We start from the raw sequence: 25712 nt of genomic DNA on the forward strand, positions 1-25712 counted from the left end.
CCGCCGTGGGACTCGGGGACCTGCGGCGGAGGGGCGGCGGGGTCACTGCACGGTGGGCTCCGAGGGGCGCAGCGCGTGGGTGAGCGCGTCGAACGCCCGCCGCGCGGTCTCGTCGTCGAGCACCGCCCGGTCCCACGCCATCCGCAGGCGGATCTCCGCTCCCTGGGTGATGGAGACGGCGAAGGGACCGCGGACCGGTCGGCCGTCGACGTGGACCTCCCGTCCCTCGACACCGGCCAGCACGAGCGGCGGGCGACGGCTGTCGTCGTCCACGGTGAGCAGTCCGTCGAGGCCTCCGGTCCAGCCCGAGCCGGCGGCCCGCGCGGCCGTCACGACCGCGTCGAACGGTACGTCGGCCCGGTCGAGGTCGTCCCACCACGCGTCGGCCATCGCCTCCGAGCCGGGTCCGGTGCCGGGCTCGTTGCCGGTTCCGTAGCCGGTGTCGGCCGGGAAGACGAGGGTGTTGAGGAAGCAGCCGACGACCGGCTCCGTTCCAGGGGGACGGCCGCCCCACGGGTAGCCGAGCGGGACCGTGAGGCCGGGCCCGTACAGCTCGCGGGCTGCGGAGCGGCAGGCGTCGAGCAGTCCGGGGAAGGACACGCCGCCGTCGTACGCGGGCAGCCGGGCCTGCGCGGCGCCGCTGGGCCGTGTGCCCTCGGGCACGCGGGCCGGACTGGGCGCCGGAGCATGGGCATGCAGCGTGCGCAGCCGGTCAGCCCAGTACGCGGCCGATTCGGCCGTCTCCGCCCTTTCCTCGGCGGCGAGTTGACGCAGGACCGCGTCCCGGTACACGGCGAGTTCGCCTTCCGTCTCCCCTGGTGCAGCGTGGGAATCAGTGGCTTCTTCGCTGTAGGCGGCGCCGAGTTCGTCGACGATCCGCGCCAGCGAACGGCCGTCGCAGACGGCGTGGTCCAGGGCGACGGCGAGGATCTCCTCCTCGCGCTCCTCGTCGCGTACGAGGAAGAGCCGCAAGGGGGGACCCTGGGCATCCCAGGATTCCAGAGCGCGACTGAGCGCGTCGGCGGGCGACTCTCCCGGTACGAGGGCCGGCCGGGTCACGCCGACGTCCGGATCGGCGACGCACAGGACGGGAGTGCCGCGGACGACGGCGGGCCGTGAGCGCAGGGCCGTGTGCCGTGCGGCGAGCCTGGACGCCGCAGCCCGCAGGCGTTCGGGGTCGATGGTTCCGTGAGGGAACGCGAAGAACATCGGCACCACGTCGGGGCGTCCCGACGGGTCCAGCGAACGCACCAGCAGGAAGCGGCGTTGTGCTCCGGTGACCGGCAGCACGCTGTCGGACCGGTCGCCGGTGAGACGCCGGTAGCGGGCCAGGTACTGACTCGTGATGCTGCGCACGTGGTCCTCTTTGTCGTGGCCGCGGCCGGGCGGAACGCCGGCGCGGCCCCTGCGGGCATGGCGGTGTGGTCGGTGGCGGCGGGCTGTGCCCGCGCAGGGGTCGTCCACGGCGGCCAGATAGTGGCGGGGCGGCGGTCAGCCCGTGGTCAGCCGGTGGGTGCGGGGGTCGGCCGTTCGTCGCCGTCGGCGGAGGCAGTGTCCCGCTGTGTCCCGTGGCCGGCACCGGCGTCGGCCTCGGCGTCGGTGCCGGCGCCACCGTCCTCCTGCGGACCGGGCAGGTCCCGCATCCGGCTCAGCGGGGAGAGCAGCAGCGGCAGCGGTACGGTGAGGATGCCGGCGGCGCACCAGGCGAGAGCCGTACGCGACCCGTAGGACTGGGCGAGGGTTCCGCCGAGGAGCGCGCCCAGTGGCAACGTGCCCCACATGAGGAAGCGCAGGGTGGCGTTCATCCGGCCGAGCAGTCGTGGTGGGCACATTCCTTGGCGGAAGCTGACCTGGGCGACGTTGTAGACGACGGCGCCGAAGGAGACGACCGCCGATCCGGCGGCGAATAGGACCGCCCCGGGGAGACCGTGCCCGGACAGGGGCCACAGCAGCGCGAACGGGCCGGTCACGAGGACGGACAGGAGCATGACCCGGGCCTGCCCCAGGATTGCCGCGAGGCGCCCGGCGCACAGGGCGCCCAGGAGCCCTCCCACGGCCGACGCGGACAGCACCAGCCCGAGTCCGCCGGCCTCCAGCCCGACGACACGGACGAGATGCACGGTCTGCGTCGCCATGAGGACGGCCGTACAGAAGTTGGCGAGGCCGGTGGTCAGGGCGATGACACGGAGCAGCGGATGGCCGAAGACGAAGCGCACACCCTCGCCGATCTCCTTGCGCAGGGAGCCCCCGGCGGCCGCGGGCTCGGGCGCCTCCTCGGTCTGCTCGACGCGTAGGAGGAAGAGGGCGGAGAGCAGGTAGCCGATGGCGTCGACGATGACGGCGAACTGCGCCCCGACGAGCTGGACCAGTCCGCCGCCGATACCGGGGCCGGTCACGTGGGCGGTGGAACGGACGGTCTCCAGGGCGCCGTTGCCGGCCATGAGCTGATCACGGGGCAGGATCTGCGGCAGGTAACTCTGATGGGCGACGTCGAAGAACACGGTCGCCACGCCGGTCACGAGCGCGACGGCGTAGAGCTGGGCCATGGTCAGGACGTCGGCGAGCGCGGCAGCGGGGATGCTGGCCATGGCCGCGGCGCGCAGCAGATCCGTGCGGATCATCAGGGGCCGCTTGCGCAACCGGTCGGTGAGCGCTCCGGCAGGCAGCCCGACGAGCAGGAAGGCGACGGTCTCCGCGGCGGTCAGGAGGCCCACCTGGAAGGCAGGAGCGTCGAGTTCGAGGACGGCGACGAGGGGCAGTGCCACCAGTGTCACTTGTGCACCGAGCTGTCCGGTGGCAGCTCCCGCGAGTAACAGTCGGAAGTCGCGCAAGCGCATAGGGCCACCGGCGGTGGCTCGGGATGTGTTGGACATGTGAACGACATTTACGGATCGATCACTCAAGAGTCAAAGCAAACCTGTCATTTCCGGACTAGTTTTGCGGCGTAGTGGGCACAGATCAGGAAATCTTTCGCACTACCCGGGGTACAGGCGCGTGAATTCCTGCCCGCTGTGTGCGTAGCTGGGGCGGGTGGGGCAAGGGAGGTCAGGGGCCCAGGGGGAGTCGGGCGGCGTTCCCTACCGTGAGTAATGGGTTCCATCCTGACCGAAAAGACTCACCGTTGATCATGTTCCTGCGGAAGGTTTCATTCCGTCCGCTATGAGCGCCACCCGACGCCGACCGGTACCCCTGCCGAGGCGGGAGGGCACACGTCGAGCGCCGGGACGACGCCGACGGCTGGGCCGCGCGATGGCTCTCGGGCACCCCTGTAAGCGAGATATTCGACGCCGGTCCGTGACCCGGTGAGCCCTTCCGGTCACGGCACTCGCTCATGCGGTGGCGTCGGGGAGTCCGTCCAGGAGGGCGGCGGCTTCGGCGTAGCGGGGATGGTTGAGCTCCGTCAGGGCGCGGTGGGCCGCGGCCGGGGTGGTACGGGCCTCCTGGTCGCGGCCGAGGTGGTGCAGGGATGCCCAAGGCCGTCCGGGCCAGTTCAGAGCGTGCGGGATCCGGTGCGAGAAGACTGGCAGTCCCAGCATTGCCCGGTGCGTCCGACCGACTGGCGAAGGCTGAACTCGGATGCCAGGTCGGCGAGTTCATGGCTGGTGTACTGCTTGGACTCAACTGGTCGTCGCAACACCAGCTTCTTGGAGTGATAGTAGGTGCCCGGTTCGCTCGCGAGCGTCGTGTTCGGGCCGTGAGGCCATCAAGTGATCGGCTGCCTACTCCCGTCAGGCAACGTGCAGGTGTAGCCCTCCCTGTAGGGGTTTGCCGTGACCTGTCCGCCCGCGGTCGTGCACTCTTCACTGGTGATGGTCGGAGACGCGACGGTGGCCTGAGCGCTGACAGCACCGAGGGCGCTCATGCCGGCAAGGGTGGCTGCGGCCAGGGCGAGGCCCAGCATTCTTCGCATACGCATGACTTCTTCCTCTCGGGCGCCCCCGTTCGGCCCTTTTGAGGACAAGCCTTGGGCCGACGGCGCCCTCCTACTCAGCATGGGCGACGCGCAGGAAGCCCGCGCGGCGGGTCGGGTGGGGGCGGGGTGGACGGTGACGCACCCGAGGCCGCGAGCAGCGCGGCAAGGAGCAGGGGCAGGGGCCAGCGATGAATGCCGCCACCGTGCCGCGGAAGCCCCGCAGGGCGCCCCTGACGGCCCCGCCGCGCCCCTCGGATGGATGACTCGACGGCCGCCTGCAGGGCCGCCTCCGGCTGGTCTGGTCGACCCTGGAAGAGGTGCAAGTCGTGAGGGAGGCCCCTGTGACGTTGCGACCGCCGGTGGAGCCGATGCTGGCGCAGGCCGCGGAGTCGGTGCCGGGACCGGTGGCGCTGCGGGCGGGGGTGGCGTACGAGCAGAAGCTGGACGGTCACCGGGCGCTGCTGTTCACCGCGGCCGGTCCGGGCGGCACGGTGCTGGTGCAGACCCGTCGCGGGGCGCTGGTCCAGGACCGGTGGCCGGACCTGGTGGCGGCCGCCGAGGGGCAGTTGCCGCACGGCCTGGTCCTCGATGGTGAACTGGTCGTTTGGGACGCCGAGGCGGAGCGCTTGTCGTTCGAGGCGTTGCAGCGCCGGGCCGCCACCCGCGCCCGCGGCGCCGCCGGCCTCGCCGCCCGCCGGCCGGCCTACTTCGTCGCCTTCGACGTCTTGCAGCTGAACGGCCAGGAGCTTTTGACGCGCCCGTACGCCGAGCGGCGCGCACTGCTGGAAGGGTGGAGGACCGGCTGTCGGACTGGTCAACCGATGCCGATGCCGATGTGCTGGCCGGGCTGGCGGCGGGGGAGTTCGGAGCGTCGGTGCGCCGCCTGACCGTGCCGGGGGCGACTCCGCTGGCGGTGCCGGGCGAGGCACGGGTGATCGACCGGTTCAGGTCGGGGTCGGGCGGTCTGCGGGTGACGATGGCGTGGCTGGCGGCCCTTCGGGGTGCGGCCTCGGAAGGGCCGACGGGCGGAGTGGTTCGGCACGGGCTGGCGTACGCGGGCCCGGGAGAGGCCTGTGCGTGCGCGCGGCACGACTGCGGCGTCGTCCCGGTCAAATGGTGCCAGGAGCACGGTACGTCTGCCGAGCCGGTGATGGAGTGGCACCCCGGCGGCGGAATCCGGTGCTCGGACCTGGTCCGCCGCCGTACCAACACGGGAGTCGCGGGCCGCATTGGGGAGGTCCGGTCCTCCCGGATCTCGAAGTCCACTGCAACTCCCTACAAGCGGGGTGTTGCAACGACCTCTTGGACTGAAGAGTAGTGAGGGGGCTTTCTTGCTGAGAGTGAGGGGCTCTCTCGTTTCGGAATCTGCCCTGTCATATGCCTACCGGCCGCCCGAGCCGCGTGCTTATGGTGTGGCTCCGGACCATCCCGGGCCCAGCGCCCTCCCGGCTCCCCACGGGAGGGTCGCCGCGCGCCTACCCTGCAGGCAGCCGCATCCCGATCGTCGCCTGCAGTTCCAGCGCCGCCGCCCGCAGGTCGCTTTGCGCCTCGGCGGCTTGGCCGAGGACGGCGATCAGCGCATCCGCCTCGCCGCGGGTGAGGAGCGCGAGCCGGACGCCGGGCTGGGTATTCAGGTCGTCGAAGTGCACGGCCAGGTCGGCCAGGCCGCGAGCCGGTCACGGCTGCCCCTCGCCGTACCGGTAGACGTGCGGCTGACCGCCCTGCCAGGCGATAGCGGGGGAGTCGCCGAGAACCATGTCGTCCGGGTCGGGAAGCTCGATACGCCGCAGGAACTCGATCAGGTCCGCGTCGGAGTGGGCGACGCCGAGGACGGTGTCGACGCCGCGGATCCGGATCACGACTCGCCTGCCGCCCGACGGAGAGATGCGGTGTACGAGGATCGGCGCATGGTCCATCCATCCAGCCTGCGACGTCCCGGCTAGTCCAGCACGCCGAGCGCGGTGTCGGACGGCCGGCCGGTCTGTGGGAGGGAAAGTCACTGGCTCCTCCGGTCGATGCCGGCGCGCGTTCAGCGGGGCCCGGCAGCCGCGCAAGCGAGGGGTCAGCCTGCGCGGCTCACCCTCCGGCCGGGTAACTCAAAAGGTCGCCTTCCCGGAGTACGAGTCCACCGAATTCGTTGACGAGGATGGGTGCGGCCTCGGGCCGTGTGGGCATGTCCTTCCCGGTGCGGGCATCCAGCGTGACCGCCCCGTTGGCGGTCGTTCCGTAGGTCCGCCCTCCTCGGGGCCATCGAGCCAGCGGGCGGAAGAGGCGTCGGGCAGACAACGCCCTGGTCTCGTCCGTGCTGATCAGTTTCAGGCGTGGCTCGCTGACCCCTTCGAGGAGTGTGTCCAGCAGATCGAGGGTTTCCGGCGGCGTATAGGCCAGATGCCTTCGACGGGGTTGGGGTCGGGGCGCATCCTGCCCTGCCTCCCGCCACGCCCGACGCCACCGCTGAACCGACCGGACGCTGACCCGTAACTCCTTCGCGATCTCGGTGCTGCCTTATAAGTCCCGCCTGGTACGGGTCCGCCCCCTCGGGGCCCGGGGCGCGTTCAGCGGGCCAGGTGCAGCCGGGTATGGAAGTACCCTGCTGACTCCTTCCCTGCCGGGTCTTCTCCGAACGCGGTGACGGTGGCGACCGCGCGTTCCTGCTCCCGGGGGTCGGTGAAGCGCCGCTGCGGCTGGGTGGTGGCGGCCCGCTCGATCGCGAGGCCGTACGACTTCAGGCAGCCGGAGATCGCCCCGTAGTCGTGGGTGCGCAGGACGAAGGCAGCCACCGGCACGGGGTGGCCGATAGCGGTGAACAGCCGGGCGAAGGTGCGCTCGGTGAGGAAGCTGGTGCCGCCGGTGACGGTGATCAGGCCCGTCCCGGCGAGCGAGCCGCGCAGACGCTCCCCCGGCTCGGTGCGCTCCAGGTCCACGCAGTGCCCCTCGTCGAGCAGCCCGACGGCCACCGCGTAGTCCAGGGCGGGGCGCGAGACGTCGATGCCGATGGCCCGCACGGCGTCGGGGCGGCGGCGGACCGCGTAGAAGTCGCGGTCGCGGTCGGCGAGTGCGGCGGTGGTGAGTTCAGCCGCCCGGGCCGAGGTGTAGTGCGCGAAGAGTTCGTCGAGGGTGACGTCGTGGTTGAGGAGGGCGGCGTTGATCCCGTAGGAGCAGCACACATCGAGGACCGTACGCCGCCCCGGCCCGAGTTCGGCGGCAAGCGCGCGGAAGACCGGCTGGGCGTGGCCTGGGGTCTGGTACTCGTACGGCCCGAGGGCGGTGAAGTACCCGCGGGGGTCGGGGAGGGCGTAGACGTCATCGAAGCTGGTCATGCCGGCGGGGGTCATTGGGGTGCGCCTCCATTGCGATCGGTGGGAGTGGGGCGGGGTACGGGTGCCCAGTCGTATCCGGTCACGCGCCGGCGACGAAAGGCCGCCGATCCGGCCACCGGCGTCGGCCGGCCCGGATGCCGTCCGGCCGACGCACACACCGAGCAGCCGCAGCGCCCGCAGCGCAAGCTGTGCCCGGGGGACCTACTCGCAGACTGCGCCAACACCCTCCGTGGGTGCCCTACGGATGCCTTCGCCGTCATGCCCCATGCTTGCGACCGCCACCGACAGTAGGTCCTGCGGCCAGTTCAGTCGTAGGGGCTCCAGCGGGCTCCTCTTGCCGTTCACGGGCCGCCTCCGCTGCCTCCTGGCGCTCACGTTCCCAGACCGCCAGCTGGGCACGCTTCTGCTCCTCCCGCTCCCGCGCCCAGGCGTATCGCGCGTGAATGGATCTTGTGGATGTCCACCACAGATTCCATGGACTGTCGGCCCGCCTCAGGAGTGGCTGTAGCCGCAGGGCTTCGGCGTAGTCGCTTGATGCCCGTTGCATGATCATGTGAGACCAAGGAGAGCGAGCGGCCTGCTGGCGTCGCGAGCGTTACGTCGAAGGCTGGCGGCGATGTTGGTGCTCCCCGCGAGGGGGAGGGCGCCGATAGTGAGGTTGCGCCAGGTTGCCATGGAACCCGGGGGGTGTCTCTATGTCTTTCGTCAAGGACGTGGTGCCTTGGGGACGTTTGGGGTGGTCATGCAGCGAGGGTGACGGTGGGAGTTCGGGATTGACCGCGGCTTGCGTGACGGCCTCGTCGTGCCTCCCCTCCGCGAGGAGCAGTTCGGTGAAGTGCAGCCGCAGGGGCACGTCTTCGGGAGCGGCGGCGACAGCGGCCCGCAGGCTACGGATGAGAGGTGACTCGTCGGACATGGGGTCAGCCGAGAAAGCGGCTCGCGGCTCTCGTTCACCGGGTGCGGTCAAGATCGACAGGCGCGGGGAGCGCATTGCTCCGGCGGCGTCCAGCCGGCTACCACCAGTACGCGGGATACCTCGGTGCCCTGCGGCGTACCCGCGAGGCGGCGCAGCCCGTCAGGACGAGCAGGATCGTGGAGCCGAGCAGCAGGGGAACGAAGCGGAGCGGCTGGGGCACCTGGAGGACGATCACGACGGGCGGTGGCGCAGCCCGCGGCTTGCAGGATACGGGCGATCGTGGTCAGCGCCATGGTCAGTCCGGCGGCGAGGGCGGCGACCCACGCGCCGCCGCCTGCCACCGTCAGCGCCGCGTAGCCGGCGATCGCTCCGAGCAGATGGCCCACCGCGACGCTGCGGGGCTGGGCGAGCGGGAGGGCGCGTTGTGGACGAGGGCGGCGCTCGCCGCCAGCGGCGGTATCAGTGGAGGACGGCGCCTATGCCGACGAGCCCCGAGGCCAGCAGCTAGATCAAGACGACGTGTTAATGATCTGCAAGCCCTTAGGAGTGATCCACCGGGGAGAGCCTTGAGAGGCGTGCGTCGTCACCACCGAGGTCGCCCTCTGCCGGTGGCCGCGACGCAGCCCTGGCGATCTCGGCAGAGAATGCAGTTGTCCTCCACGTGGTTTCCATGAACGATCCGGGTGTGACCACGTTGTTTCTGACAGTCGGCCTGCCGGGGGCCGGGAAGACCACAAGGGCTCGGGAGGTGGCCAAGGAGCACAACGCGCTTCGGCTGACGCCTGATGAGTGGATGATTCCTCTGTTCGGTGAGCCGGAGGCGGACGGGAAGCGCGATGTCCTGGAAGGGCGGCTGCTCTCGCTGGCCGTGGAGGCACTGAGGCTTGGAACAAACGTGGTCCTGGATTTCGGATGCTGGTCTCGTGACGAGAGGTCCGCGATCCGCTGGTTGGTGGAGTCTTTAGGCGCGTCCTGCCACCTCCTGTATGTGCCGGTGGACCATGAGACCCAACGCGCTCGGATCGCCCATCGCCAGTCGACCACTCCGGATCAGACCTTTCCGATGGACGAGGTGGACCTCTTGCACTGGAGGGCGCTGTTCGAGGAGCCCAGCGCCGCGGAACTCGGCGGGCATGAAATCGGCAGTCCGCCTCCTGGTTGGCCGGGCTGGCCCGAGTGGGCCGCCGATCGGTGGCCGTCTTTCACGTGACTGTCCGGCCCACCCTGGTCAGGCCCCATCCGGGAGCGTGATCGACCGGCTACTCGCATGCTGAAATCGCTTCCCCTGTCATGTGGTCGAGCCGGCGTGATGTGCCGGTGGGTCGTGGCTACGGGCCGGACCGTCACCCATGCCGACCTCAATGTCACGGCCACCGAAGGCCGGGCCGCCGCCCGAACCGTCGACTCTTCCGTGACCTCCTCATCGTGTACCAGGTGTTGCCCGCGCGGGACGAGCTTTCCGCCCGGATCGAACGTCACCTGGACCGGGTCACCGCCCGCCACCCCGAACACGCCCTTCTGCTCCGTGCCTGCGTGCGCTGGTCACTGCTACTGCGGACCCGCCGTCACCAGCGGCTGCGCGGCGGAGGATTCGGCTATAGGGTCCGCTGGGCCTACGCCCGTATCAACCGCGCCGCCGAGTTCCTGAACGCGACGGCCACGCGGGGGCTGCTCCTGCGGGATGCAGCATCTGGTCGCGGTCACCCATCCCGACCGGGGCGGTCTTCCTCTCGTGCCAGGGGGGTGGTGGCCCAGCCGTGTTCCAGCAGGGTGAACAAGTCGCGCATGGTCCGGGCCGGGTCTTCGCTTGCACGGGCGATGCTGGGGGCTTCCAGGGCAAAGCGTGCCAGGCCGGTGACGGCGGGGTCTTCCGGGGCGAGCCCGGTGGCCTCGGCGAGGGTGGCGGCCAGTGTCTTCTCGTGGCGCGACCACATGCGCCGGGCGTAGTCCCGCAGCGCGGGGGTGGATTCGACGAGGACGAAAGTGGGGTCGTCGGTCCGCACGGCGGTACGGGTGTGCACCATGTGGTCGCGCAGGGCGTACAGCACAGACTGACCGGGGGCTCGGTCGCGAACGGCGGCGACCAGGGCGCTCTCGACGTCCGCGTCCAGGTCGAAGACGAGGGCTTCCTTACTGGGGAAGTGCTTGAAGAGTGTGCTCAGCGAGACGTCGGCCGCCTCCGCCACCTCGCGTACACCGACGTTGCCGAACCCGTGCTCGGTGAACAGCCGCACTGCGGCATCCGCCAGGGCCTGCCTTGTCTGGGCCTTCTTGCGCTCACGGCGTCCTGTTGTTGTCCCGGCCATGCTCCCATCGTACCCCCTTGAGGAGATTCGATCACAAAGGCAATCGGAGAGAAAGTCGGAGCAGTTGTACTTTTGGATCGGCTGTGCTTCTGTGAGCGGGTACGCCTGACCGGCACCCAGCTGCCAGAACCCGGGCGCGTCCCCACACCGGAACGCCTGATCTGCCATGCCCGAAACAGGGCGTCACCACAAGAGACCAGCACTCTCTTCAACCGCCGAACGGAGCGTGACCCTCATGTCCACCACCCCTCGCATCGCGATTATCGGCGCCGGCCCCGGCGGCCTCGTCTGCGCGCGCGTTCTGCAGCAGCACGGCGTGCCGGTCACGGTCTTCGAGCGCGAGACCGCCCCCCACTCCCGCTCGCAGGGCGGCACTCTCGACATCCACGAAGACACCGGCCAGGCAGCCCTGCGCGCAGCCGGACTGTTCGACCAGTTCCTCACCCTGTCCCGGCCCGAAGGCCAGGAGTGGCGCCTATACGACCGCCACGCGACCCTGATACGCCACGACCAGGCCGACGAGGACGATCTGAGCAGGCCCGAGATCGACCGCGGCCAGCTGCGCGCGCTCCTGCTGGACTCCCTCGCCCCCGGCACGGTCCGCTGGGGCCACTCCGTAAGGGCCGTCACCCCGCTACCCCATGGCACCGCCCGTTTACACCACCACGACCACGCTGGCGAGGACTTCGACCTGGTCATCGGCGCCGATGGCGCCTGGTCCCGGGTACGCCCCGCCCTTTCCGACGCCCAACCCTCCTACGCCGGTGTCACGTTGGTGGAAGTCCACTTCGATGACGTCGAACACCGTCACCCCGGCATCGCCCGCCTGGTCGGTCGCGGCACCATGTCGGCCAAGGCGGGCCGCCGCAGCCTGGTGCTGCAGCGCAACAGCAATGGACACGTCCGCGGCTACATCAACTTCCGCGGCCCCCAGGACTGGCACGCCGGCCTCGACCTCGTAGACACCGAAGCAGTACGCGCGCGCCTCCTCGCCCAGTACCAGGGCTGGGACGAGAGCCTGCTGGACATCCTGCGCGACAACGAGGGCGGTTTCATCAACCGGCCCATGTTCGTCCTTCCCATTCCCCACTCCTGGCGGCGCGTCCCCGGCATCACCCTGCTCGGCGACGCTGCCCACCTGATGCCGCCCGTCGGCGTCGGCGCCAACCTTGCCCTACTCGACGGCGCCGAACTCGCCCAAGCCGTCATTGGCCACTCCACCATCGACGAGGCCCTCGACGCCTACGAAAGCGTCATGCTGCCCCGCGCCACCGACAACGCGAAGACCGCCCAGCAGATGCTCACCACCCTCATGCCTGACACCGACTCCGACGCCGCCGCCTTCCCCGACACCCTCTGGCCAGCAAGCACCCTCCCTGACTCGCGACCCGCTCACACCAGCTGAGCCCGGCCGACAACGCACCGCCCCCGTCGTCCGCCGACGGGACAGCCCACCGGATGACGCGTGTAGCGGCTACGCGTATGGCTCATCGTGCGCTGACAGTGGAGGACATACAGCGGGCGCTCGCGCGCGGCGGAGTCCAGGAGATGGCGTTCAGGGCGGAGGCCCAGCCGGACGGTAGGACCACGCTCGGCCTGGTCTGGCCGAGCTCGGTCGTGGAACCGGCTCTCGGCTACCCGGACCTGGGGGTGCTCGTCCTGGCCGACGGCTCCCTTGCCGAGCCCTGGCTCCGCCGTCCCGATCCGGTGCCCGGGGCAGTGCCGGCACCATCGGCGGATCCGGAGTTGCTGGAGCGGACGCTGCGCGAGCGGATGCCTGACGCCGTCGGAGCGACAGAGGAGGAGATCGCTGCTGCCGAAGCGCGCCTCGGTGTCCCGATGAGATCAAGGTGCTCTACCGGGTCACACGTGTGTACTCGGAGGCGGACCGCGCCGACGAGGCGGTCGGCTGCGAGCTCTCCGGCCTGGAGCACCTGTACAGCGTCGGCGCGGCAGTGCGTCACCCCGGCTGGGATCACGGCGCGACGCATGCGGTCAACACCGCGTCCGACGCCGCGGTGCAGGGCCTGGCCGGCTCACCGGGCTGGATCGGCTTCGGGAGCAATGGCGGTGACGAATTCGCCGTCGACCTGACCCCCGGCCCCGCCGGATACTGCGGGCAGGTCATCCTGGTCGACCACGAGCAGGGCCTCGGTGCCGAGCTCGTGGCCGATTCCCTCACCGATTTCGTCCTGGGCCGGATGCGGGAAGAACGTCGCGGCCGCCGCGGAGACAAACTTCCCACCGTGGCCAGAATCGTTACCGTATGCCTGGAGACCATCCAGGCCGCCGCCTATCCCGGCCTGGAAGTCCTGACCATCGGCGCCTGGGACGGCACACCGTTCAGCCTCGCCCTGTCACGGGACTGCCCCGTCTGCGCACTCTGACCGCCATGCCCGGCACACTGGGCGACCGCCTGGAGGTCGCTGGGCTCACCGAACTGGAGTTCCTGGAACTCGGCGCGCACGAATGGCGCGTCCGCCTGGACGCCGGAGCCGTCCCGCGCACCCTGAAAGCCGCAGCCATCAAGGTGCGGGACCGGGACCACCTGCCCGTCGTAGCCCTCGCCAACGAGATCCTGGCCCTCTGGGACCGGCCCAAGATCGCACAAACGCAGGCATCTTGTGGACGGTGTGCCTGCTGGCTGGTCGGGCAGCTGCTGAAGGCGACGTTGTTCGTTGCGAAGCTCTAGCCAAGCCCGCAGAGGGCTCGGCTGACTGAGCAGGAGGGGTCAGGCCTCGACGTATGCGACGAGGATCAGCGTGCCCAGAGCGGTCGGCACGTACAAAATGCGGACCCCATCCTCCCGGTGCTCGCGGACAGACCCGTGCTTCGACAGCATCCCGATCTCCGGGTTCCGAGAGACGGAGACGAGCACCGGATCAAGACGTGCCCGCTCCACCTCGGACATTCGCTCGATCTGCTCCTGCGCCACGTCGTAGAAGACGACGCGGGTGCGGCGCGGGCCGTGCTTTCCCATCAGGCGACGTTCGCAGAGGAAGCGGTGTCGTCCAGCGGAGGCTGCCCGAGGTTCTCCCGCAGGTCCTCCCACGGCGTGATCCGGTCCAGATCGATGCCCTCACCAGCGAGACGCTCGAGTACGTACGCGACCTGCGGATCATCACCAGCCAGGTCCCGCGCGTCAGCGCGCAGCGCTTCCTGCTCCGCCTCATCGAAGACGATCCGCATCGGGCCCTCCCTGAACTAGGTCTGCTACGAGGCTAGCGCAGGACCAGCGACCGCGGGACAGATCAGCCTTCCCCGAGCCGGTCGGCAAAACCCGCAGGGGCCTCTGTCAGACCCGTACTTCACGATCTGCACATGGCGACACCCGACCCCCGACGCCCTCCCGCCCTCCGGTCGTGCGCCCCCCTCTGGCGCTGGTCCCACCAAGGAGTCGCTGGAGAACAGAACGCGTCGTAGCCCGCTCCGCCGAGCGAGGCCCCTGCATCCCAGAGCGCCCCGCCAAGCGCCGGCCGTGGCCTTGCCGGCACTCGGCGACGACGGCAGGTTCCACATGGTCAGAGAGGGTGTGATGCTCTGCGCCGCCGCCCGAACTCCTCGTGGCTGGGAGCACACCGCCTGGCGCTCATGGGCGGAGGGCCCTGCCGTTCCGCACGACGGGAGGGTCGACGACGGTGTGGCGCAGGCCGACGGCCGGGGGACACCAAAGCCTCGGTGGCTCGTCCGCCCCCACGGCCACGACCTCCATCCGGCGCCTGCGCACTGTGCTGGTCGAAGCCCTCGGACCGAGTGCCACCTCTGCGGCCGGTACGTGCTCAGGCGAGGTCGAAGTGCGATCAGGCCGCGCCCAGCTTCTCCAGGGTTGTCACGGAGCGGCAGAGACCACGGGGGCGGCGGGTGGTGGGGGCTGTCGGGAGATGTCAGCGGTCATCCAGGCGCCCGAGCCTCCCAGGCGTGCGGCGAAGCGGCGTAGACCGCCGTCGGCGTCGATCCAGTAGCGGGTACGCCCCGGAGTCCCGGGTGCGGATGGTGCTGCGGTGGCGGGCACATCGCCGGTGCCGGCGCCGGTGCCGGCACCGGCATCGGTGTCAGTGCCGGGGCCGGAGAAGACCGTGACCGGCACCCCGGAGATCCTCTCGTGGCCGACCACGCGTGCGCTGCTGCGGACGAGCAGCTGGGCGTTCTCGGGCCGGTCGGACCCGAGCGAGAGCAGCAGGATCAGGGTGCTGTCCACGGTGGCCGAGCGGGGTTGCAGGAGGCGCTCGCTCCAGCCGTCGGCAGGCGGCTTGTCGGGGCGCGGGCCGGTCCAGTTGAACCGGGCCGAGACCGTGGTGCGGTTCCAGCGGAGCAGGTGGCGCCAGTGCGTGGCGGCTCCAGGGGTCTCGTCGCGCAGCTCCGCGTAGCCGGTGTGCGCGCGCCAGTCGAGTCGCCCGTCGAGCCGGACGGTCCGGCCCGGCACCGGGATGGTGGCACTCACGGTTCCGGCGGCGCTTCGGTAGTTGGTGAACCGGGCCAGCGCGAGGAGCTCGGCCTGCTGTTCCGTCAGCAACGCCCGTTCCTCGGCAGGCTGGTCGGCGGCGGGCCCGGTGCACCCCGCCGAGGCGAGCAGCACGGCCAGCAGGAGGGCGGCCCGGACGGGCCTGCGGGGGGCGCGCGGCGTCATCGGGCAGCCGTCGTCGGCCGGCTGCGGTCGGCGAACAGGTCTGTGCCGGGCAACGGTACCCGGTCGGGATCGACGGGCCCCGGCAGTCCGTCGACGGGGGAGGCGTGCGCGGTCGCGGCGTCCGGGAGCTGGGGCTGGTCCGGCGGCGGGGCAACGTCCAGGAAGGGGATGCCGGGAGGTGCCGGATCGGTGCGCGGGGACTGGCCGGCCGCTTCGGGCTGGCCGTCCGGGCAGGCGGCGACCGCTTCCAGGTCGGCGGGAAGGGTACTGCTCAAGGTGTTGCCGTCCAGGCAGTTCCCGCGCCCGGGCGCTCGGACGGAGGCGCGGTAGGCGACGTCCACGCCGTTGCCTGTGAGCGTGTTCTCGCGGAGGCGGTTCTCCCGCGGGGCGAGGTCCTCGTTGGAGGCGAGTTCGATGCCTGCCCGGGGGTTGCCGGTGATCCGGTTGCGGAGGAGCTGGTTGCGCTGCCCGCCGGCGATGCCGATGCCGATGCCGAAGGCGCCGTCGGCCTGTTCGGGGGTGGCCGGGTCCGCGTTGTCGGCGATCAGGTTTCCGGCGATGGTGCCGCCCTGCTGGGGGACGTACGCCTCCAGGTAGTCGGAGTTGACCGTCAGCCCCACCCGGTTCCCGGAGAAGCGGTTGCGCAACACCCAGATCGGCCCGCTGGCGTTGGTCCCCTCGTAGCCGATGGCGTTGTGCTCGGAGACGTTGTCGCGGACGAGGATGTGGCACGGCTTGCACTGGCCGACGTAGAGCCCGGAGTCGGCACTGCCCGAGGCGTGGTTGTGCTCCAGGACGCCGTGCTGGGCGTTGAACGCGTAGATGCCGTAGAGGCCGTTCGCGTGAGCGGTGACGTAGCGCACCCGAAAGCCCTTCAGCGGGGGGAACTCGGCCGGATCGAGGTGCCGGTATCCGTCGCTGCCCCGGGCGAGGCCGCCGCTGCCGTCGCTCATACCGGTGACGAGCACGCCGTTGAGCAGGTGGTTGCGGACGGTCAGGTTCTCGACCGAGACGCCGGGAGCGGTGACCGTCACGCCGTTGGCGCGTCGGCCCTGGCCGTCGATGACCACTGCGCCCCGGTCGGTGCCGCGCAGGATCACTCGTTCGGTGCGGATCCGGACGCTCTCGTGGTAGACGCCGGGCGAGACCAGGACGAGGTCCCCCGGCCGGGACCGGTCGAGCGCGGCGTTGATGGTGGCTGCCTGGGACGGCACCCGGATGGTCGTGGGAGCGGTGTTCTTGGCCGATGTCGGGTCCGTTGGCAGAGCCTGGCATCCCGCGCACAGCAGCGCGGTGGCCAGCATGGCGGTGGCCGGGGCGAGGCGGCGACGGCCGGCGGAGCGGCGGCGCAAGCGTGGCATCACGAGGGTCTCTTCCGGTTGTTTGCGGAGTCGATGATCACCTTAGAGTGCTCACGTGGACACTGATCGTGACGATGTGATGGATTCGGAACCGTCGCCGTTGGTCCGACGCCGGCTCCTGGGGGGCCTTGCGGTAGCGGTACCGGCCGTGGCGGCGGGGTGGGCGGTCGCGGGCCGGGACCGGCGCCTGGCCACCCGGGCTCCGGAGACGATCGCGGGCGCAACCGGGGCGGCGGCAGCTGCGGCCGTACCGCCCGAGGGGCCGCGGCAGGCGGGAGTCGACCGCCCGGCGCAGCCCCAGCAGAACGCGGCCCTGGCGGTCTTCGACCTTCCGCCCCCGGGCGGTGCGGCAGCCTGGACCTCCGGCGAACGGCCCTTTCTCGCACGGCTGCTGTCCGATCTCGGCCGCCGGATCACCGCGCTCTGCTCCGGCACGGGACCGGAACTGGGCGGGCTCGCACCGGGGGACCTGAGCGTCACCGTCGGAGTCGGACCGCGCCTGGTCGCGTCGGTGGACGGCCGGCTGCCCGGGGCGGCGGGGCTCCCGGAGGATCTCGAGCGGGCCGTGCCGGACCACGCACGTCAGGGGGACCTGATGGTGCAGCTCTGCGCTGCGGATCCGCAGGTGGTGGCGCACGCCGAGCGGGTGCTGACCGGCTGGCTCGGCGAGCGGTCGGCGCGAGCGCGCTGGTCCCAGGGCGGCTTCCGTCCGCCCGCCCGCGAACCCGGCCCCGTTCGCAACCTGCTGGGCTTCCTGGACGGTGTATCCGTCCCGCGGACGGAGCTGGAGCTGGCCCGGGAAGTCTGGCTGGCCGGGCCGGAGCGGGTCCGCGGGGCCACCATCGCCGTGGTCCGAAGGCTGCGCCTGGACGTGGCGGGCTTCCTCGCCCAAGACGTCACCGGGCAGGAACGGGTCATCGGCCGGCGGAGGTCCGACGCGGCGCCGTTGAGCGGCGGCGGGCCGGCAGCGGCCGTCGACCTGGGAGCCAAAACGGCGGACGGCAGATACCTCGTTCCGCTGATGTCGCATGTCCGGCGGGCCCATCCGGCCGCGACCGGGAGCGGGCTGATGCTGCGCCGCGGCTACAGCTTCTCCAACGGAACCGGGGACCAAGGCCTGCTGTTCATCGCCTTCCAGCGGGATCTGCGGACGTACGTGGAGACCCAGCGGCGGCTTGACGACGGCGACGAGCTGTCCGCCTTCGCCACGGCCACGGCCTCCGGCACCTTTCTGGTGCTGCCCGGGTTCTCGGCGGGGCGCCCGCTGGGCTCTTCGGTGTTCGCCTGACGGCCGCGCTCCGGAAAGCTGCCGGGAGGGACCCGTCGTCGGGCCCCTCCCGGTCTGCCGGTGCGGTGTCGGTGTGCGGTATGCGCTCACCGGGTCATGGGGTCACGGGGTCAGCTGGCGACCCACAGACCCGCGTCGATGTCGTGGTTGATGGTTCCGGGCGGGCCGGTGGTGACGGCTGCCGTCGCGGTGTCCGCCTCGGGGTCGCCGCCGTTCGGTTCCGCGTCGGAGTTGGTGGCCTGGTTGGGGCGGCCGTGCGGGGTCCACTGCAGATCGGCCGGACCGTAGTCGTTGGTCGGGTCTGCCGTCGACTTGTCGAACTCCAGCGTGTACGCGGTGTTGGGGCGCAGTCCGTCGCGGTGGTCGAAGTAGTACTCGCCCTTGGCGTCGGTCTTCTTGCGCGCGATCTCCTGACCCGTCGCGTCGCGCAGGATCACCGTCACGCCGGGGATGCCCGCCGTCTCGTCGTAGCTCTGGGTGCCGTCGGCCTTGTCGCGCCACACCCGGTTGCCGATCTGGACCGGAGGCTCGTCACAGAGCAGCTCCAGGTCGCCGAGGCCGTTGGCCTTGCCGAAGCCGCCGTCGTTGGCGTAGGCGAGGCCTAGCCCCTGCTGTGACGGGTCGGCGCCGCGGTCGCCCTGCCAGCGGTCGAAGAAGGCGACACCGGTGGAGTTGACCGACCGGACCGGGTCCATCGCGGTGGCGGCGAGGCGGTCACCGCCGAGCGGCAGCGCCAGGGCGCCCTGCACGGTCTCCAGGTGTCCGCTCCCCGTGTACCACTCGTCACCCTTGTAGAACTCGCTGCCGGTGCGCGGGCAGGCCGCGCCGCCTTCCCACTCGTACGTGCCGGTGGTCGTGCGGCAGACCCTGTAGAGGTCGCCGCCGGTCGCGATGCTCTCGATGACGTTGGCCTTGGCCGGGTTGGCATTGGGGATGACCAGTCCGGACTGGTCGCCCATGCGGTCGCGGAAGCCCAGGACCAGTGACCCGTCGCGCTCGATCTCGATGTCGCTGAGCATCGGTTGCGGGTAGGCCCACTGGGCGTTGCCGCCGTCGGGGAACTGCGTCAGGTCGTCCTTGGTCCAGGGCTTCCAGTTGCCCGGGGTCGGGGCGACGGCGGGATCGCGGGGGAAGTCCAGCGGCTCGTCGACGACCGGCGCGGCGCCGAACGTGCCGGTGGCCGGGTTGAACGTCCAGACCACGGCCCGCAGTCGGGTGACGTCCTGGGTGCTCTGTGCGGAGCAGACGCCGCCCACGTACAGGACCCCGTCGCGCATGCCCAGGCCCATTGGCCGCCAGTCGGCCGCCGGGGTGCAGGCGGTGTCCGGGATGGGCAGCGGTGCGCCGACGGGCGCTGCCGTGGTGGTGTCGTAGGTGTAGAGGTTGCGGTCCTTCATGTTGACGACGTAGAGCCGGGAGCCGTCGGCCGAGATCTCGATGTCGCCGAGCGACTCCTGGCCCACCGCCGCCGCGAAGTCCGCGTCGACGCGGTCTGTTTGGTTGTGGACGGTGGTACCGGCGTTCGGGACGACGGCGAACTGGGTGGTCGCGCCGGTGCCCCGGTCCGTCACGTAGATGGCGCCCGGACCGCCGGGGCCGTAGTCGCCGTGCCGCTTGGCGTACGCGCCGGTGAAGATGCGCCGCTTCTTCTTGTCGTACGCCAGCCCGTAGGCGGTACCGGTCTGCGTGCCGTTGGCGAGCTCCGTGGGGTTGTTGGGGTTGCCCTGGGTGTCGCCGCGGGAGGTGTACGGGAACGTCACCAGGGTCTTGCCGCCGGGCTTGGTGGCGGCCTGCTGGCAGGGCGTGGCCAGGTCGGGGGTGTCCTGGCAGTAGTCGTCCGGGTTCCACACCCCGAAGTCGAGGGTGGCGTCCTGGCCGGCCCTCAGGTCGACGAAGGCGAGGTGTGACGAGAGCCCAGGTCCGGCGAAGGCCGGCTGGAGGAAGCCCTGCCCGGTGGCGGGATCGTACTTGTCGGCCCAGGTCAGCAGTTCGACGCTGTACCGCCCGGGGGAACCGGTCCACGTGGTGGTGTTGATCTCAACGGTGCCGTCGGCGCCGATCTGGTAGGTCCGGCACGGCGCAGGGCGGGTCAGCCGCTCGCAGAGCCTGACCGTCCCCGGGCCGTGCGGTACCTGGATATTCGGGTTCCGGTCGCCCTTGGCGGCGAAGTCCCGTAGGAGGTTGACGGTCAGCTTGCCCTCGCCCGGCGCGGCACCGGCGGAGCCAGGAGCCCCCGTCAGGGTGAGCGCGCCGGCCAGAGCGAGCGCCCCCAACCACTTTGTCTTCCTGATCACTTGCATCCCCATGCTCGTCGGAAGTGTGGGACGACGACCGTGAACCACTGCCAGTGCCAGGGCAGCCCGACGGACCCGCTGACCTGCGTGCGGTCATCGTCCATGACACAGCGTAGCCATTTGATCGCGTAGCGCGCACGCCTGTTGGGGGCCGGACATCCCGGCTGACGCCTGATATCCGGGGCATTTGCTGGGGTGCAACGGGCGCGGCGGTTCACTCTCGTCGGGCAGTGGCGGAGTGAACACGGCTCGGGTGCCGCCGTCGCGGCGAGTTGACCGGGTGGGCGATCCCGCTTCCGCGGTGCGGTGCGACCGGGGGTCCGGCATCAGGCCCCGGTGGGATGCTCGTTCCTGGGGGAGGGGGAGGCCTCCTCGGTCGCTGACGCGGTGTCGAATACGGGTGACGGTTCAGGGCTGCTGGTGTTCGGGCGGGCTGTTGCGGCGGATCACTTCGGTGGCCAGCTCTACTCGCGAGGTCAGTCCGAGCTTGCGCAGGATGTTGGAGACGTGGGTGCTGACGGTGCGGCGCGAGATGCACATGCGGGCGGCTGTTTCGGGGGGCCTTGACCCCGGATTTTGGACACCGGAGAGACTTGGGTCTTGATGGTCCAGGAGAACGGAGTCCCCGTGGGGATGAAGCACTGTCCCGCCGAGTTCAAGGCGGACGCGGTCGCGTTGTACCGGTCGCGTCCGGGAGTGACGATCAAGTCGGTCGCTGCTGATCTCGGGGTGAACACCGAGACGCTGCGGCCCCGGTGCCCACTCCGCGCCTCCGGCCGCTGCGCAGGCTGATGGTGCCGGCGTTCAGGCGGAGCTGGCCGCGGCGCGGAAGAGGATTCGTGAGCTGGAGGAAGAGCGCGACATCCTCCGCAAGGCGGCCCGGTATTGCGCCGGGGAGACGCGCTGGTGAACCGCTGCCAGTTCGTGGAGATCATCAGCGCCGGTTCGGCGTCACGCGGTTGTGTTCGATGCCGGCGTCTCTCGCTCGAGCTTCTGCTACTGGCGCCGCACCGCAGCCGCAAGGGCGGCCCGGCAGATCGGCGAGGCCGGGCTCGCGGCCCGGATACGCAAGGTTCACCAGGACTCCGACGGCACCTACGGCGCCCCCAGGATCACGGCGGAACTCCGCGACGAGGGGGAACGGATCAACCACAAGCGCGTCGCCAGGATTATGCGGACCATCGGAGTCGGGGGTGTCCGTCTGAGGCGTCGGCACCGGACCACCGTTGCGGACCAGGCGGCGCCGAAGGCGCCGGATCTGATCGGCCGTGACTTCACCGCGGCCGCGGTGAACACGAAGTACGCCGGCGACATCACGTATCTGCCGGTCAGCGGCTCGAAGCCGCTCTGCCTCGCGGCCGTCATCGGCCTCGCCTCACGTCGGCTGGCCGGATGGGCCATCGCCGACCACATGCGCACAGAACTCGTCACCGACGCCCTGACAGCAGCCGGGCGAACCCGCGGGAGCCTGGCCGGGGCGGTCATGCACACGGATCACGGATCTCAAATACACGAGCAGGGCATTCGCTGAGATCTGCAGGTCAGCAGGGGTCCGGCAGAGCATGGGCGCGGTCGGGTCCAGCGCGGACAATGCTGCCGCGGAAAGCTTCAACGCCGCCTTCAAAAGGGAGACGCTCAAGGGCCGAAAAGGCTGGTCGAACGAACATGAAGCGCGACTCGATGCCTTCCCCTGGCTGACCCGATACAACACCCGACGCCGGCACTCCCGCCTCGGCCAGCGGTCTCCGATCGCCTACGAGAACGACTCCCAGCCAGCAACTACCCTGGCCCGAGCCGCATAGACGTGTTCAGAATCCGGAGTCAAGGCCCCTGGCGTGCCGGCGTCGCTCGCCGTGGACACCTCGATGCCCGCTAATTTCGTTGAGCCCGCACCCTGCAATCGTGTTGGCTAGCGGCACCGAACTGTCAGTACCGCAGGTGTCCGCTTGGCTGTAGCAGGGAGTTAAACGTGCAGGACATTGTTGTCGACCCCGTTGCCCACAATCGGGCAGCCTGGGACAAGTATGTCCAAGAGGGCAACGAGTGGTCGAGGCCGGTGAGTGCTGAGGATGTCGAGCGCGCCCGCATGGGCGACTGGTCGATTGTTCTCATCGGGCGTGAGCGAGTCGACCGCTCCTGGCTGCCGACGGACCTGACCGGCAAGGACGTGTTGTGCCTGGCCTCCGGTGGTGGCCAGCAGGGTCCGATCCTCGCCGCCGCAGGGGCGCGGGTCACCGTATTCGACAACTCACCCCGCCAGCTCGGCCAGGACCAGATGGTGGCGGCGCGCGACGGACTCGAGCTGCGCACCGTCCTAGGCGACATGCGCGACCTCAGCGCCTTCGGTGACGCAACATTCGACGTCGTATTCCATCCGGTCTCTAACCTATTCGTACCAGACTTGGCACCGGTGTGGCGTGAGTGCTTCCGCGTCCTGCGACCGGGCGGAACTCTGCTCGTGGGCTTCCTCAACCCTGATGTGTACTTGTTCGACCACGAGGCGCTCGACGAGCGCGGCGAGCTGATCGTCGTGCACAAGCTGCCCTACAGCGATGTCAAGCAGTACTCCGCCGAGGAACGCGCCACGAAGTTCGGCGCGGATGCCCCTCTTGAATACAGCCACACCCTCACCGACCAGATCGGCGGGCAACTCGCCGCGGGGTTCGTCCTCACCGGCTTCGCGGAAGCGCCGCACCAATCCAACGCATCCGCTCAATACATGTCGAACTATTTTGCGACGCTGGCGGTCAAGCCGGGCTGACCCAGCCGTGGGGCCGGCCGAGACGACCGTGTCTCCGAATGGCCAAGTGGAGCGCTGTGCCAGCCCGACCCCACTACTGACCTTGAAGGTGGGTTGTCGTAGGGGCTGACGATCGGTGATCGTCGCGGTATGCCGGGTGTATGAGGTATCCGCAGGGTGGGGGTCTGACCGCGGAGAGGCAAGCCTTCCGTGAGCGGATCCGGATGGAAGCAGCGGCGATGTTCGCTGCCGGGCGGGGCAGTACGGACATCGCGAAGGAGTTACGGGTCAGTGTCCGGTCGGTCCAGCGGTGGCGGCAGGCCTGGAAGGAGACCGGCCAGGACGGGGTGCGTTCCCGCGGCCCGGCGTCCCGGCCGAAGCTGAGCGACGCGTTGTTCGCCGTGCTCGAGGAGGAGCTGGCCAAAGGCCCGGTCGCGCATGGCTGGCCGGACCAGCGATGGACGCTGGCCAGGATCAAAACCCTGATCGGCCGACGGTTCCACAAGACGATGACCATGTCGGGGATCTCGCAGATGCTGCGGAGACACGGCTGGAGTCATCAGGTTCCGGCCCGTCGTGCGGTCGAGCGCGACGAGGCGGCGGTGGCCGGCTGGGTGAAGGACGTGTGGCCGCACGTGGAAACACCGCGGCGGCGCTCGGGGCCTGGATCGTCTTCGAGGACGAGGCCGGATTCTCGATGACGCCGCCAACCTCCCGCACCTGGGGCAAACGCGGCAGCACACCCGTCATCCGGGTCCGCGGACGCTCCCAGCGCCGCTTCTCCATCGCCGCCCTGTGCTGCTACAAACCCGGCGAACGTTCCCGCCTCGTCTACCGGCCCAAACAACATGCCGATCACAAGAGCGGGGGCCGCAAGAGCTTCGCCTGGACCGAGTACCGCGACCTCCTCATCGCCGCCCACCAGCAACTCGGCGCACCCATCGTCCTCATCTGGGACAACTTGAACGTCCATAAGGACCGCCGCATGCGGGCCTTCATCGACGCACAGGACTGGCTCACCGCCTACCACCTGCCGTCTTACGCGCCCGACCTCAACCCCGTGGAAGGCATCTGGTCAATCCTCCGCCGGACCACCCAGGCCAACACGGCCTTCACCGACCCGAGCCACCTCATGCGCCGACTCCGACACGGCCTCCGCCAGATCCAATACCGCAGCGACATCATCGACGGATGCCTCACCGGAACCGGGCTCACACCGACGACACCACGACTACAAACTCAGTAACTTCGCTGAGCCACGATCGTTGGGCCAAACAACTCTCCGGGATCGTCGACCAGGCCCCGACCCTCATCGGTGCCGCGCACGTCTTCTTCGAGTGGCGGATGACCCCAATCAGGGTTCCCTGGGCAGAACCGCTCGTGGAGATCGGCGGTCTCGGCATACACCTCCGGTTCTCCTGGCCGGCGGACAACGATGTGGCCGAGCAGCGCCATCCAGCCTCCGGGGTGGAGCATGTCGTGCGCTCGCTGCCAGCCAATCGACGGGTCAACCCAGTGCTACGACGACGCAGCCACGAGGACATCGAAGCGTCGACCGCGGTTGTCCCACTCCTCAGTGGGCGTTAAGTCCGTTTCTGGTAGCGGCCGCGTCCGGGTTGGGTGAGGAAGCCTTGGCGGGTGAGGCGTCCGAGGCGGCTGCGGGTGATGTTGACGGATGCCTCGTCGGTGGGCATGCCGAGGAGTTCGTGCAGTTCGCGGGCCCGGAACACCTGGTCGGGGTGCTGGTTGAAGGTGTTCACGATGGTTTGGCAGGCGGTGCTCGACTCGGGTGGATCGGGTTCGGTCCCGGTCGGTGCGAGTTCGGCGATGGTCTTGCGGGTGGTGGCCAGGTCCGCAAGATGCGCTTCGGTCTCGGTGAGAGCGGCAGTGAAGTGCGCGATCTGATTGCGGAGTTCGTCCGCCCGGGCCGTGGCCTCATTCTCCCGGATGTGAAGGTCCACCAGGAGTTCGGTGATGTTCACGCGGCCAGCCCGATGGTGTCGCGCCAGGCCTGGGCGGGGTTGGTGAGGCGGCGGGCCATGTTCGCGGTGGAGGCCCAGTAGACGCGTGAGGCGGAGGCGTCGGGCCGGTGGTCGTACTCACGGGCCGCCGGTGCAGCATCAACGTGCCGTTCGTCTGCTCGACCACCCACCGCTTCGGCTGCGGGACAAAACCTTTGCCCTGGCCGGCAGGGTTGCGGCGGACAACCTCGACGTCGATGTCCAGCAGGGCGCCGTGGACGATGACTTCGTCCTTGAATCCCTGGTCCACCAGCACCTTCTCCAGGCGCATCCCGCACCGCTCGGAGGCCTGGTCGAGCAGGGCAGTGCCGGCGGCATTGTCGTGCGCGGACGCGGCCATGACGACGACACCGATGATCAGCCCCAGCACGTCGACGGCCAGTCCCCGCTTACGCCCCGAGACCTTCTTGTTCGCGTCCAGCCCCGTCGTGGTCCTGGGGACACCCGCCGCGGCGCGGACGGACTGGGTGTCGATGATCACGAGGGACGGGTCCTCTCATCGGCGGGCCTTCTCCCGCACCTGGCAGCGCAGGAGCTCCTGGATCCGCTGGTCAAGCCCGTCCTGGCGCCACAAACCGAAGTAGTAGAACACCGCCGACCAGGCCGGGAAGTCATGCGGCAGCAATCGCCACTGACAGCCCGTCCGGTTCTGGCAGAAGACCGCGTTCACGACCTCCCTCAGGTCGCAGGCCCCGGGATCGCCGGTCGCCGACCGCGCAACCCTGTCCTGCTTCCAGGCCGTGATCATCGGCTCGATCAACGCCCACTGCCCGTCCGACAAGTCGCTGAGGTACGGCTCTCTCTTCACGCCCCGCATCTCGGCATGGACATGCCCACCGGGTAGCCCGGGCGGCGAGCATTCCCACGATCGAGCGATCACGAACCGAGGAAGACCGGACTTAACGCCCACTCAGATCCTTCCGGTA

The 25712-nt window shown here is 70.1% G+C and carries 23 protein-coding genes and 4 pseudogenes; 9 read left to right on the top strand and 18 right to left on the bottom strand.

Annotated features, from left to right (window positions below):
- Window positions 1–42: 42 nt before the first annotated feature.
- The 3 genes from OG429_RS39110 to OG429_RS39120 all read right to left on the bottom strand — a co-directional run bounded on the left by OG429_RS39110 (window position 43) and on the right by OG429_RS39120 (window position 3536).
- Window positions 43–1356 carry a condensation domain-containing protein gene (locus OG429_RS39110; RefSeq protein ID WP_328929998.1) on the bottom strand — a complete coding sequence of 438 codons (1314 nt, stop codon included), beginning with the start codon at window positions 1354–1356 and terminating at the stop codon, window positions 43–45.
- Between the two features lie 146 nt (window positions 1357–1502).
- The gene (locus OG429_RS39115) at window positions 1503–2873 is read right to left on the bottom strand and encodes an MFS transporter (protein ID WP_328929999.1); all 1371 of its coding nucleotides are present in this window, start codon (window positions 2871–2873) and stop codon (window positions 1503–1505) included.
- Window positions 2874–3329: 456 nt separating this feature from the next.
- Complete coding sequence (locus OG429_RS39120; RefSeq protein WP_328930000.1) at window positions 3330–3536, bottom strand: hypothetical protein; 207 nt, start codon at window positions 3534–3536, stop codon at window positions 3330–3332.
- A 718-nt stretch (window positions 3537–4254) separates the two neighbouring features.
- Between OG429_RS39120 and OG429_RS39125 the strand changes: the two genes are divergently transcribed.
- Window positions 4255–4800 (top strand): ATP-dependent DNA ligase, encoded by a 546-nt coding sequence (locus OG429_RS39125; RefSeq protein WP_328930001.1) that lies wholly within the window; start codon window positions 4255–4257, stop codon window positions 4798–4800.
- Between the two features lie 588 nt (window positions 4801–5388).
- Here OG429_RS39125 and OG429_RS39130 read toward each other — a convergent pair.
- The 6 genes and pseudogenes from OG429_RS39130 to OG429_RS41685 all read right to left on the bottom strand — a co-directional run.
- On the bottom strand, window positions 5389–5562 hold the full coding sequence (locus OG429_RS39130) for a hypothetical protein (RefSeq protein ID WP_328930002.1): 174 nt from the start codon (window positions 5560–5562) through the stop codon (window positions 5389–5391).
- A gap of 27 nt (window positions 5563–5589) precedes the next feature.
- Complete coding sequence (locus OG429_RS39135) at window positions 5590–5829, bottom strand: hypothetical protein (protein WP_328930003.1); 240 nt, start codon at window positions 5827–5829, stop codon at window positions 5590–5592.
- Between the two features lie 160 nt (window positions 5830–5989).
- Window positions 5990–6415, bottom strand: a pseudogene (locus tag OG429_RS39140) (helix-turn-helix domain-containing protein); the annotation flags it as partial.
- A 53-nt stretch (window positions 6416–6468) separates the two neighbouring features.
- Window positions 6469–7233 carry a hypothetical protein gene (locus tag OG429_RS39145; RefSeq protein WP_328930004.1) on the bottom strand — a complete coding sequence of 255 codons (765 nt, stop codon included), beginning with the start codon at window positions 7231–7233 and terminating at the stop codon, window positions 6469–6471.
- A 1013-nt stretch (window positions 7234–8246) separates the two neighbouring features.
- Complete coding sequence (locus OG429_RS39155; protein ID WP_328930005.1) at window positions 8247–8369, bottom strand: hypothetical protein; 123 nt, start codon at window positions 8367–8369, stop codon at window positions 8247–8249.
- Between the two features lie 79 nt (window positions 8370–8448).
- Window positions 8449–8535: pseudogene (locus OG429_RS41685) on the bottom strand (HPP family protein); the annotation flags it as partial.
- Window positions 8536–8834: 299 nt separating this feature from the next.
- On the opposite strand from OG429_RS41685, the gene OG429_RS39160 reads away from it, so the two are divergent.
- Window positions 8835–9359, top strand: a complete 525-nt coding sequence (locus tag OG429_RS39160; protein WP_328930006.1) for an AAA family ATPase — start codon at window positions 8835–8837, stop codon at window positions 9357–9359.
- Between the two features lie 490 nt (window positions 9360–9849).
- On the opposite strand, the gene OG429_RS39165 is transcribed toward OG429_RS39160, so the two are convergent.
- Window positions 9850–10455, bottom strand: a complete 606-nt coding sequence (locus OG429_RS39165; protein ID WP_328930007.1) for a TetR/AcrR family transcriptional regulator — start codon at window positions 10453–10455, stop codon at window positions 9850–9852.
- A gap of 235 nt (window positions 10456–10690) precedes the next feature.
- Here OG429_RS39165 and OG429_RS39170 point away from each other — a divergent pair, with 235 nt between their 5' ends.
- From OG429_RS39170 to OG429_RS39180, 3 genes are all read left to right on the top strand, one after another.
- Window positions 10691–11860 carry an FAD-dependent oxidoreductase gene (locus tag OG429_RS39170; protein WP_328930008.1) on the top strand — a complete coding sequence of 390 codons (1170 nt, stop codon included), beginning with the start codon at window positions 10691–10693 and terminating at the stop codon, window positions 11858–11860.
- Between the two features lie 445 nt (window positions 11861–12305).
- The gene (locus tag OG429_RS39175) at window positions 12306–12842 is read left to right on the top strand and encodes an SMI1/KNR4 family protein (protein ID WP_328930009.1); all 537 of its coding nucleotides are present in this window, start codon (window positions 12306–12308) and stop codon (window positions 12840–12842) included.
- Between the two features lie 5 nt (window positions 12843–12847).
- Complete coding sequence (locus OG429_RS39180) at window positions 12848–13147, top strand: hypothetical protein (protein ID WP_328930010.1); 300 nt, start codon at window positions 12848–12850, stop codon at window positions 13145–13147.
- Between the two features lie 39 nt (window positions 13148–13186).
- On the opposite strand, the gene OG429_RS39185 is transcribed toward OG429_RS39180, so the two are convergent.
- The 4 genes from OG429_RS39185 to OG429_RS39200 all read right to left on the bottom strand — a co-directional run bounded on the left by OG429_RS39185 (window position 13187) and on the right by OG429_RS39200 (window position 16443).
- Window positions 13187–13435, bottom strand: a complete 249-nt coding sequence (locus tag OG429_RS39185) for a hypothetical protein (protein WP_328930011.1) — start codon at window positions 13433–13435, stop codon at window positions 13187–13189.
- Entirely contained in the window at window positions 13435–13644 is a 210-nt protein-coding gene (locus tag OG429_RS39190; protein ID WP_328930012.1) for a hypothetical protein, read from the bottom strand. Before OG429_RS39190 ends, OG429_RS39185 begins: the two co-directional genes overlap by 1 nt.
- A gap of 640 nt (window positions 13645–14284) precedes the next feature.
- Window positions 14285–15082, bottom strand: a complete 798-nt coding sequence (locus tag OG429_RS39195) for a hypothetical protein (protein WP_328930013.1) — start codon at window positions 15080–15082, stop codon at window positions 14285–14287.
- Window positions 15079–16443 carry a right-handed parallel beta-helix repeat-containing protein gene (locus OG429_RS39200; protein WP_328930014.1) on the bottom strand — a complete coding sequence of 455 codons (1365 nt, stop codon included), beginning with the start codon at window positions 16441–16443 and terminating at the stop codon, window positions 15079–15081. Before OG429_RS39200 ends, OG429_RS39195 begins: the two co-directional genes overlap by 4 nt.
- Window positions 16444–16498: 55 nt before the next feature.
- Here OG429_RS39200 and OG429_RS39205 point away from each other — a divergent pair, with 55 nt between their 5' ends.
- Complete coding sequence (locus OG429_RS39205) at window positions 16499–17731, top strand: Dyp-type peroxidase (protein ID WP_328930015.1); 1233 nt, start codon at window positions 16499–16501, stop codon at window positions 17729–17731.
- Between the two features lie 110 nt (window positions 17732–17841).
- Here OG429_RS39205 and OG429_RS39210 read toward each other — a convergent pair whose 3' ends face one another.
- Window positions 17842–20025: an SdrD B-like domain-containing protein gene (locus OG429_RS39210; protein ID WP_328930016.1), complete on the bottom strand. Its 2184-nt coding sequence runs from the start codon at window positions 20023–20025 to the stop codon at window positions 17842–17844.
- Between the two features lie 408 nt (window positions 20026–20433).
- Complete coding sequence (locus OG429_RS39215; RefSeq protein ID WP_328930017.1) at window positions 20434–20565, bottom strand: response regulator transcription factor; 132 nt, start codon at window positions 20563–20565, stop codon at window positions 20434–20436.
- A gap of 87 nt (window positions 20566–20652) precedes the next feature.
- On the opposite strand from OG429_RS39215, the pseudogene OG429_RS39220 reads away from it, so the two are divergent.
- The 3 genes and pseudogenes from OG429_RS39220 (at window position 20653) to OG429_RS41690 (ending at window position 24011) form a co-directional block, all read left to right on the top strand.
- Window positions 20653–21827: pseudogene (locus OG429_RS39220) on the top strand (IS3 family transposase).
- A gap of 167 nt (window positions 21828–21994) precedes the next feature.
- Entirely contained in the window at window positions 21995–22786 is a 792-nt protein-coding gene (locus OG429_RS39225; protein WP_328930018.1) for a class I SAM-dependent methyltransferase, read from the top strand.
- 140 nt (window positions 22787–22926) lie between these two features.
- Window positions 22927–24011, top strand: a protein-coding gene (locus OG429_RS41690; RefSeq protein WP_443051304.1) for an IS630 family transposase whose coding sequence is annotated in 2 segments (ribosomal slippage) — window positions 22927–23388 and window positions 23391–24011 — 1083 coding nt in all. Because the reading frame shifts where the segments join, the coding sequence is not laid out codon by codon here.
- A 337-nt stretch (window positions 24012–24348) separates the two neighbouring features.
- Here the strand turns inward: OG429_RS41690 and OG429_RS39240 are convergent.
- Window positions 24349–24747 (bottom strand): hypothetical protein, encoded by a 399-nt coding sequence (locus tag OG429_RS39240; RefSeq protein WP_328930020.1) that lies wholly within the window; start codon window positions 24745–24747, stop codon window positions 24349–24351.
- Window positions 24744–25594, bottom strand: a pseudogene (locus OG429_RS39245) (IS5 family transposase). Before OG429_RS39245 ends, OG429_RS39240 begins: the two are co-directional and overlap by 4 nt.
- Between the last annotated feature and the right edge of the window lie 118 nt (window positions 25595–25712).

This window comes from Streptomyces sp. NBC_00190 (assembly GCF_036203305.1).
Lineage (GTDB): Bacteria > Actinomycetota > Actinomycetes > Streptomycetales > Streptomycetaceae > Streptomyces.

Excerpts from the sequence above, each read along its gene's own strand:
- OG429_RS39185 (WP_328930011.1), bottom strand. The coding sequence starts at position 13,435 with ATGGGAAAGCACGGCCCGCGCCGCACCCGCGTCGTCTTCTACGACGTG.
- OG429_RS39170 (WP_328930008.1), top strand. The coding sequence starts at position 10,691 with ATGTCCACCACCCCTCGCATCGCGATTATCGGCGCCGGCCCCGGCGGC.
- OG429_RS39165 (WP_328930007.1), bottom strand. The coding sequence starts at position 10,455 with ATGGCCGGGACAACAACAGGACGCCGTGAGCGCAAGAAGGCCCAGACA.
- OG429_RS39145 (WP_328930004.1), bottom strand. The coding sequence starts at position 7,233 with ATGACCAGCTTCGATGACGTCTACGCCCTCCCCGACCCCCGCGGGTAC.
- OG429_RS39215 (WP_328930017.1), bottom strand. The coding sequence starts at position 20,565 with ATGTGCATCTCGCGCCGCACCGTCAGCACCCACGTCTCCAACATCCTG.
- OG429_RS39135 (WP_328930003.1), bottom strand. The coding sequence starts at position 5,829 with ATGGACCATGCGCCGATCCTCGTACACCGCATCTCTCCGTCGGGCGGC.
- OG429_RS39200 (WP_328930014.1), bottom strand. The coding sequence starts at position 16,443 with ATGCCACGCTTGCGCCGCCGCTCCGCCGGCCGTCGCCGCCTCGCCCCG.
- OG429_RS39120 (WP_328930000.1), bottom strand. The coding sequence starts at position 3,536 with ATGCTGGGACTGCCAGTCTTCTCGCACCGGATCCCGCACGCTCTGAAC.
- OG429_RS39180 (WP_328930010.1), top strand. The coding sequence starts at position 12,848 with ATGCCCGGCACACTGGGCGACCGCCTGGAGGTCGCTGGGCTCACCGAA.
- OG429_RS39190 (WP_328930012.1), bottom strand. The coding sequence starts at position 13,644 with ATGCGGATCGTCTTCGATGAGGCGGAGCAGGAAGCGCTGCGCGCTGAC.
- OG429_RS39195 (WP_328930013.1), bottom strand. The coding sequence starts at position 15,082 with ATGACGCCGCGCGCCCCCCGCAGGCCCGTCCGGGCCGCCCTCCTGCTG.
- OG429_RS39115 (WP_328929999.1), bottom strand. The coding sequence starts at position 2,873 with ATGTCCAACACATCCCGAGCCACCGCCGGTGGCCCTATGCGCTTGCGC.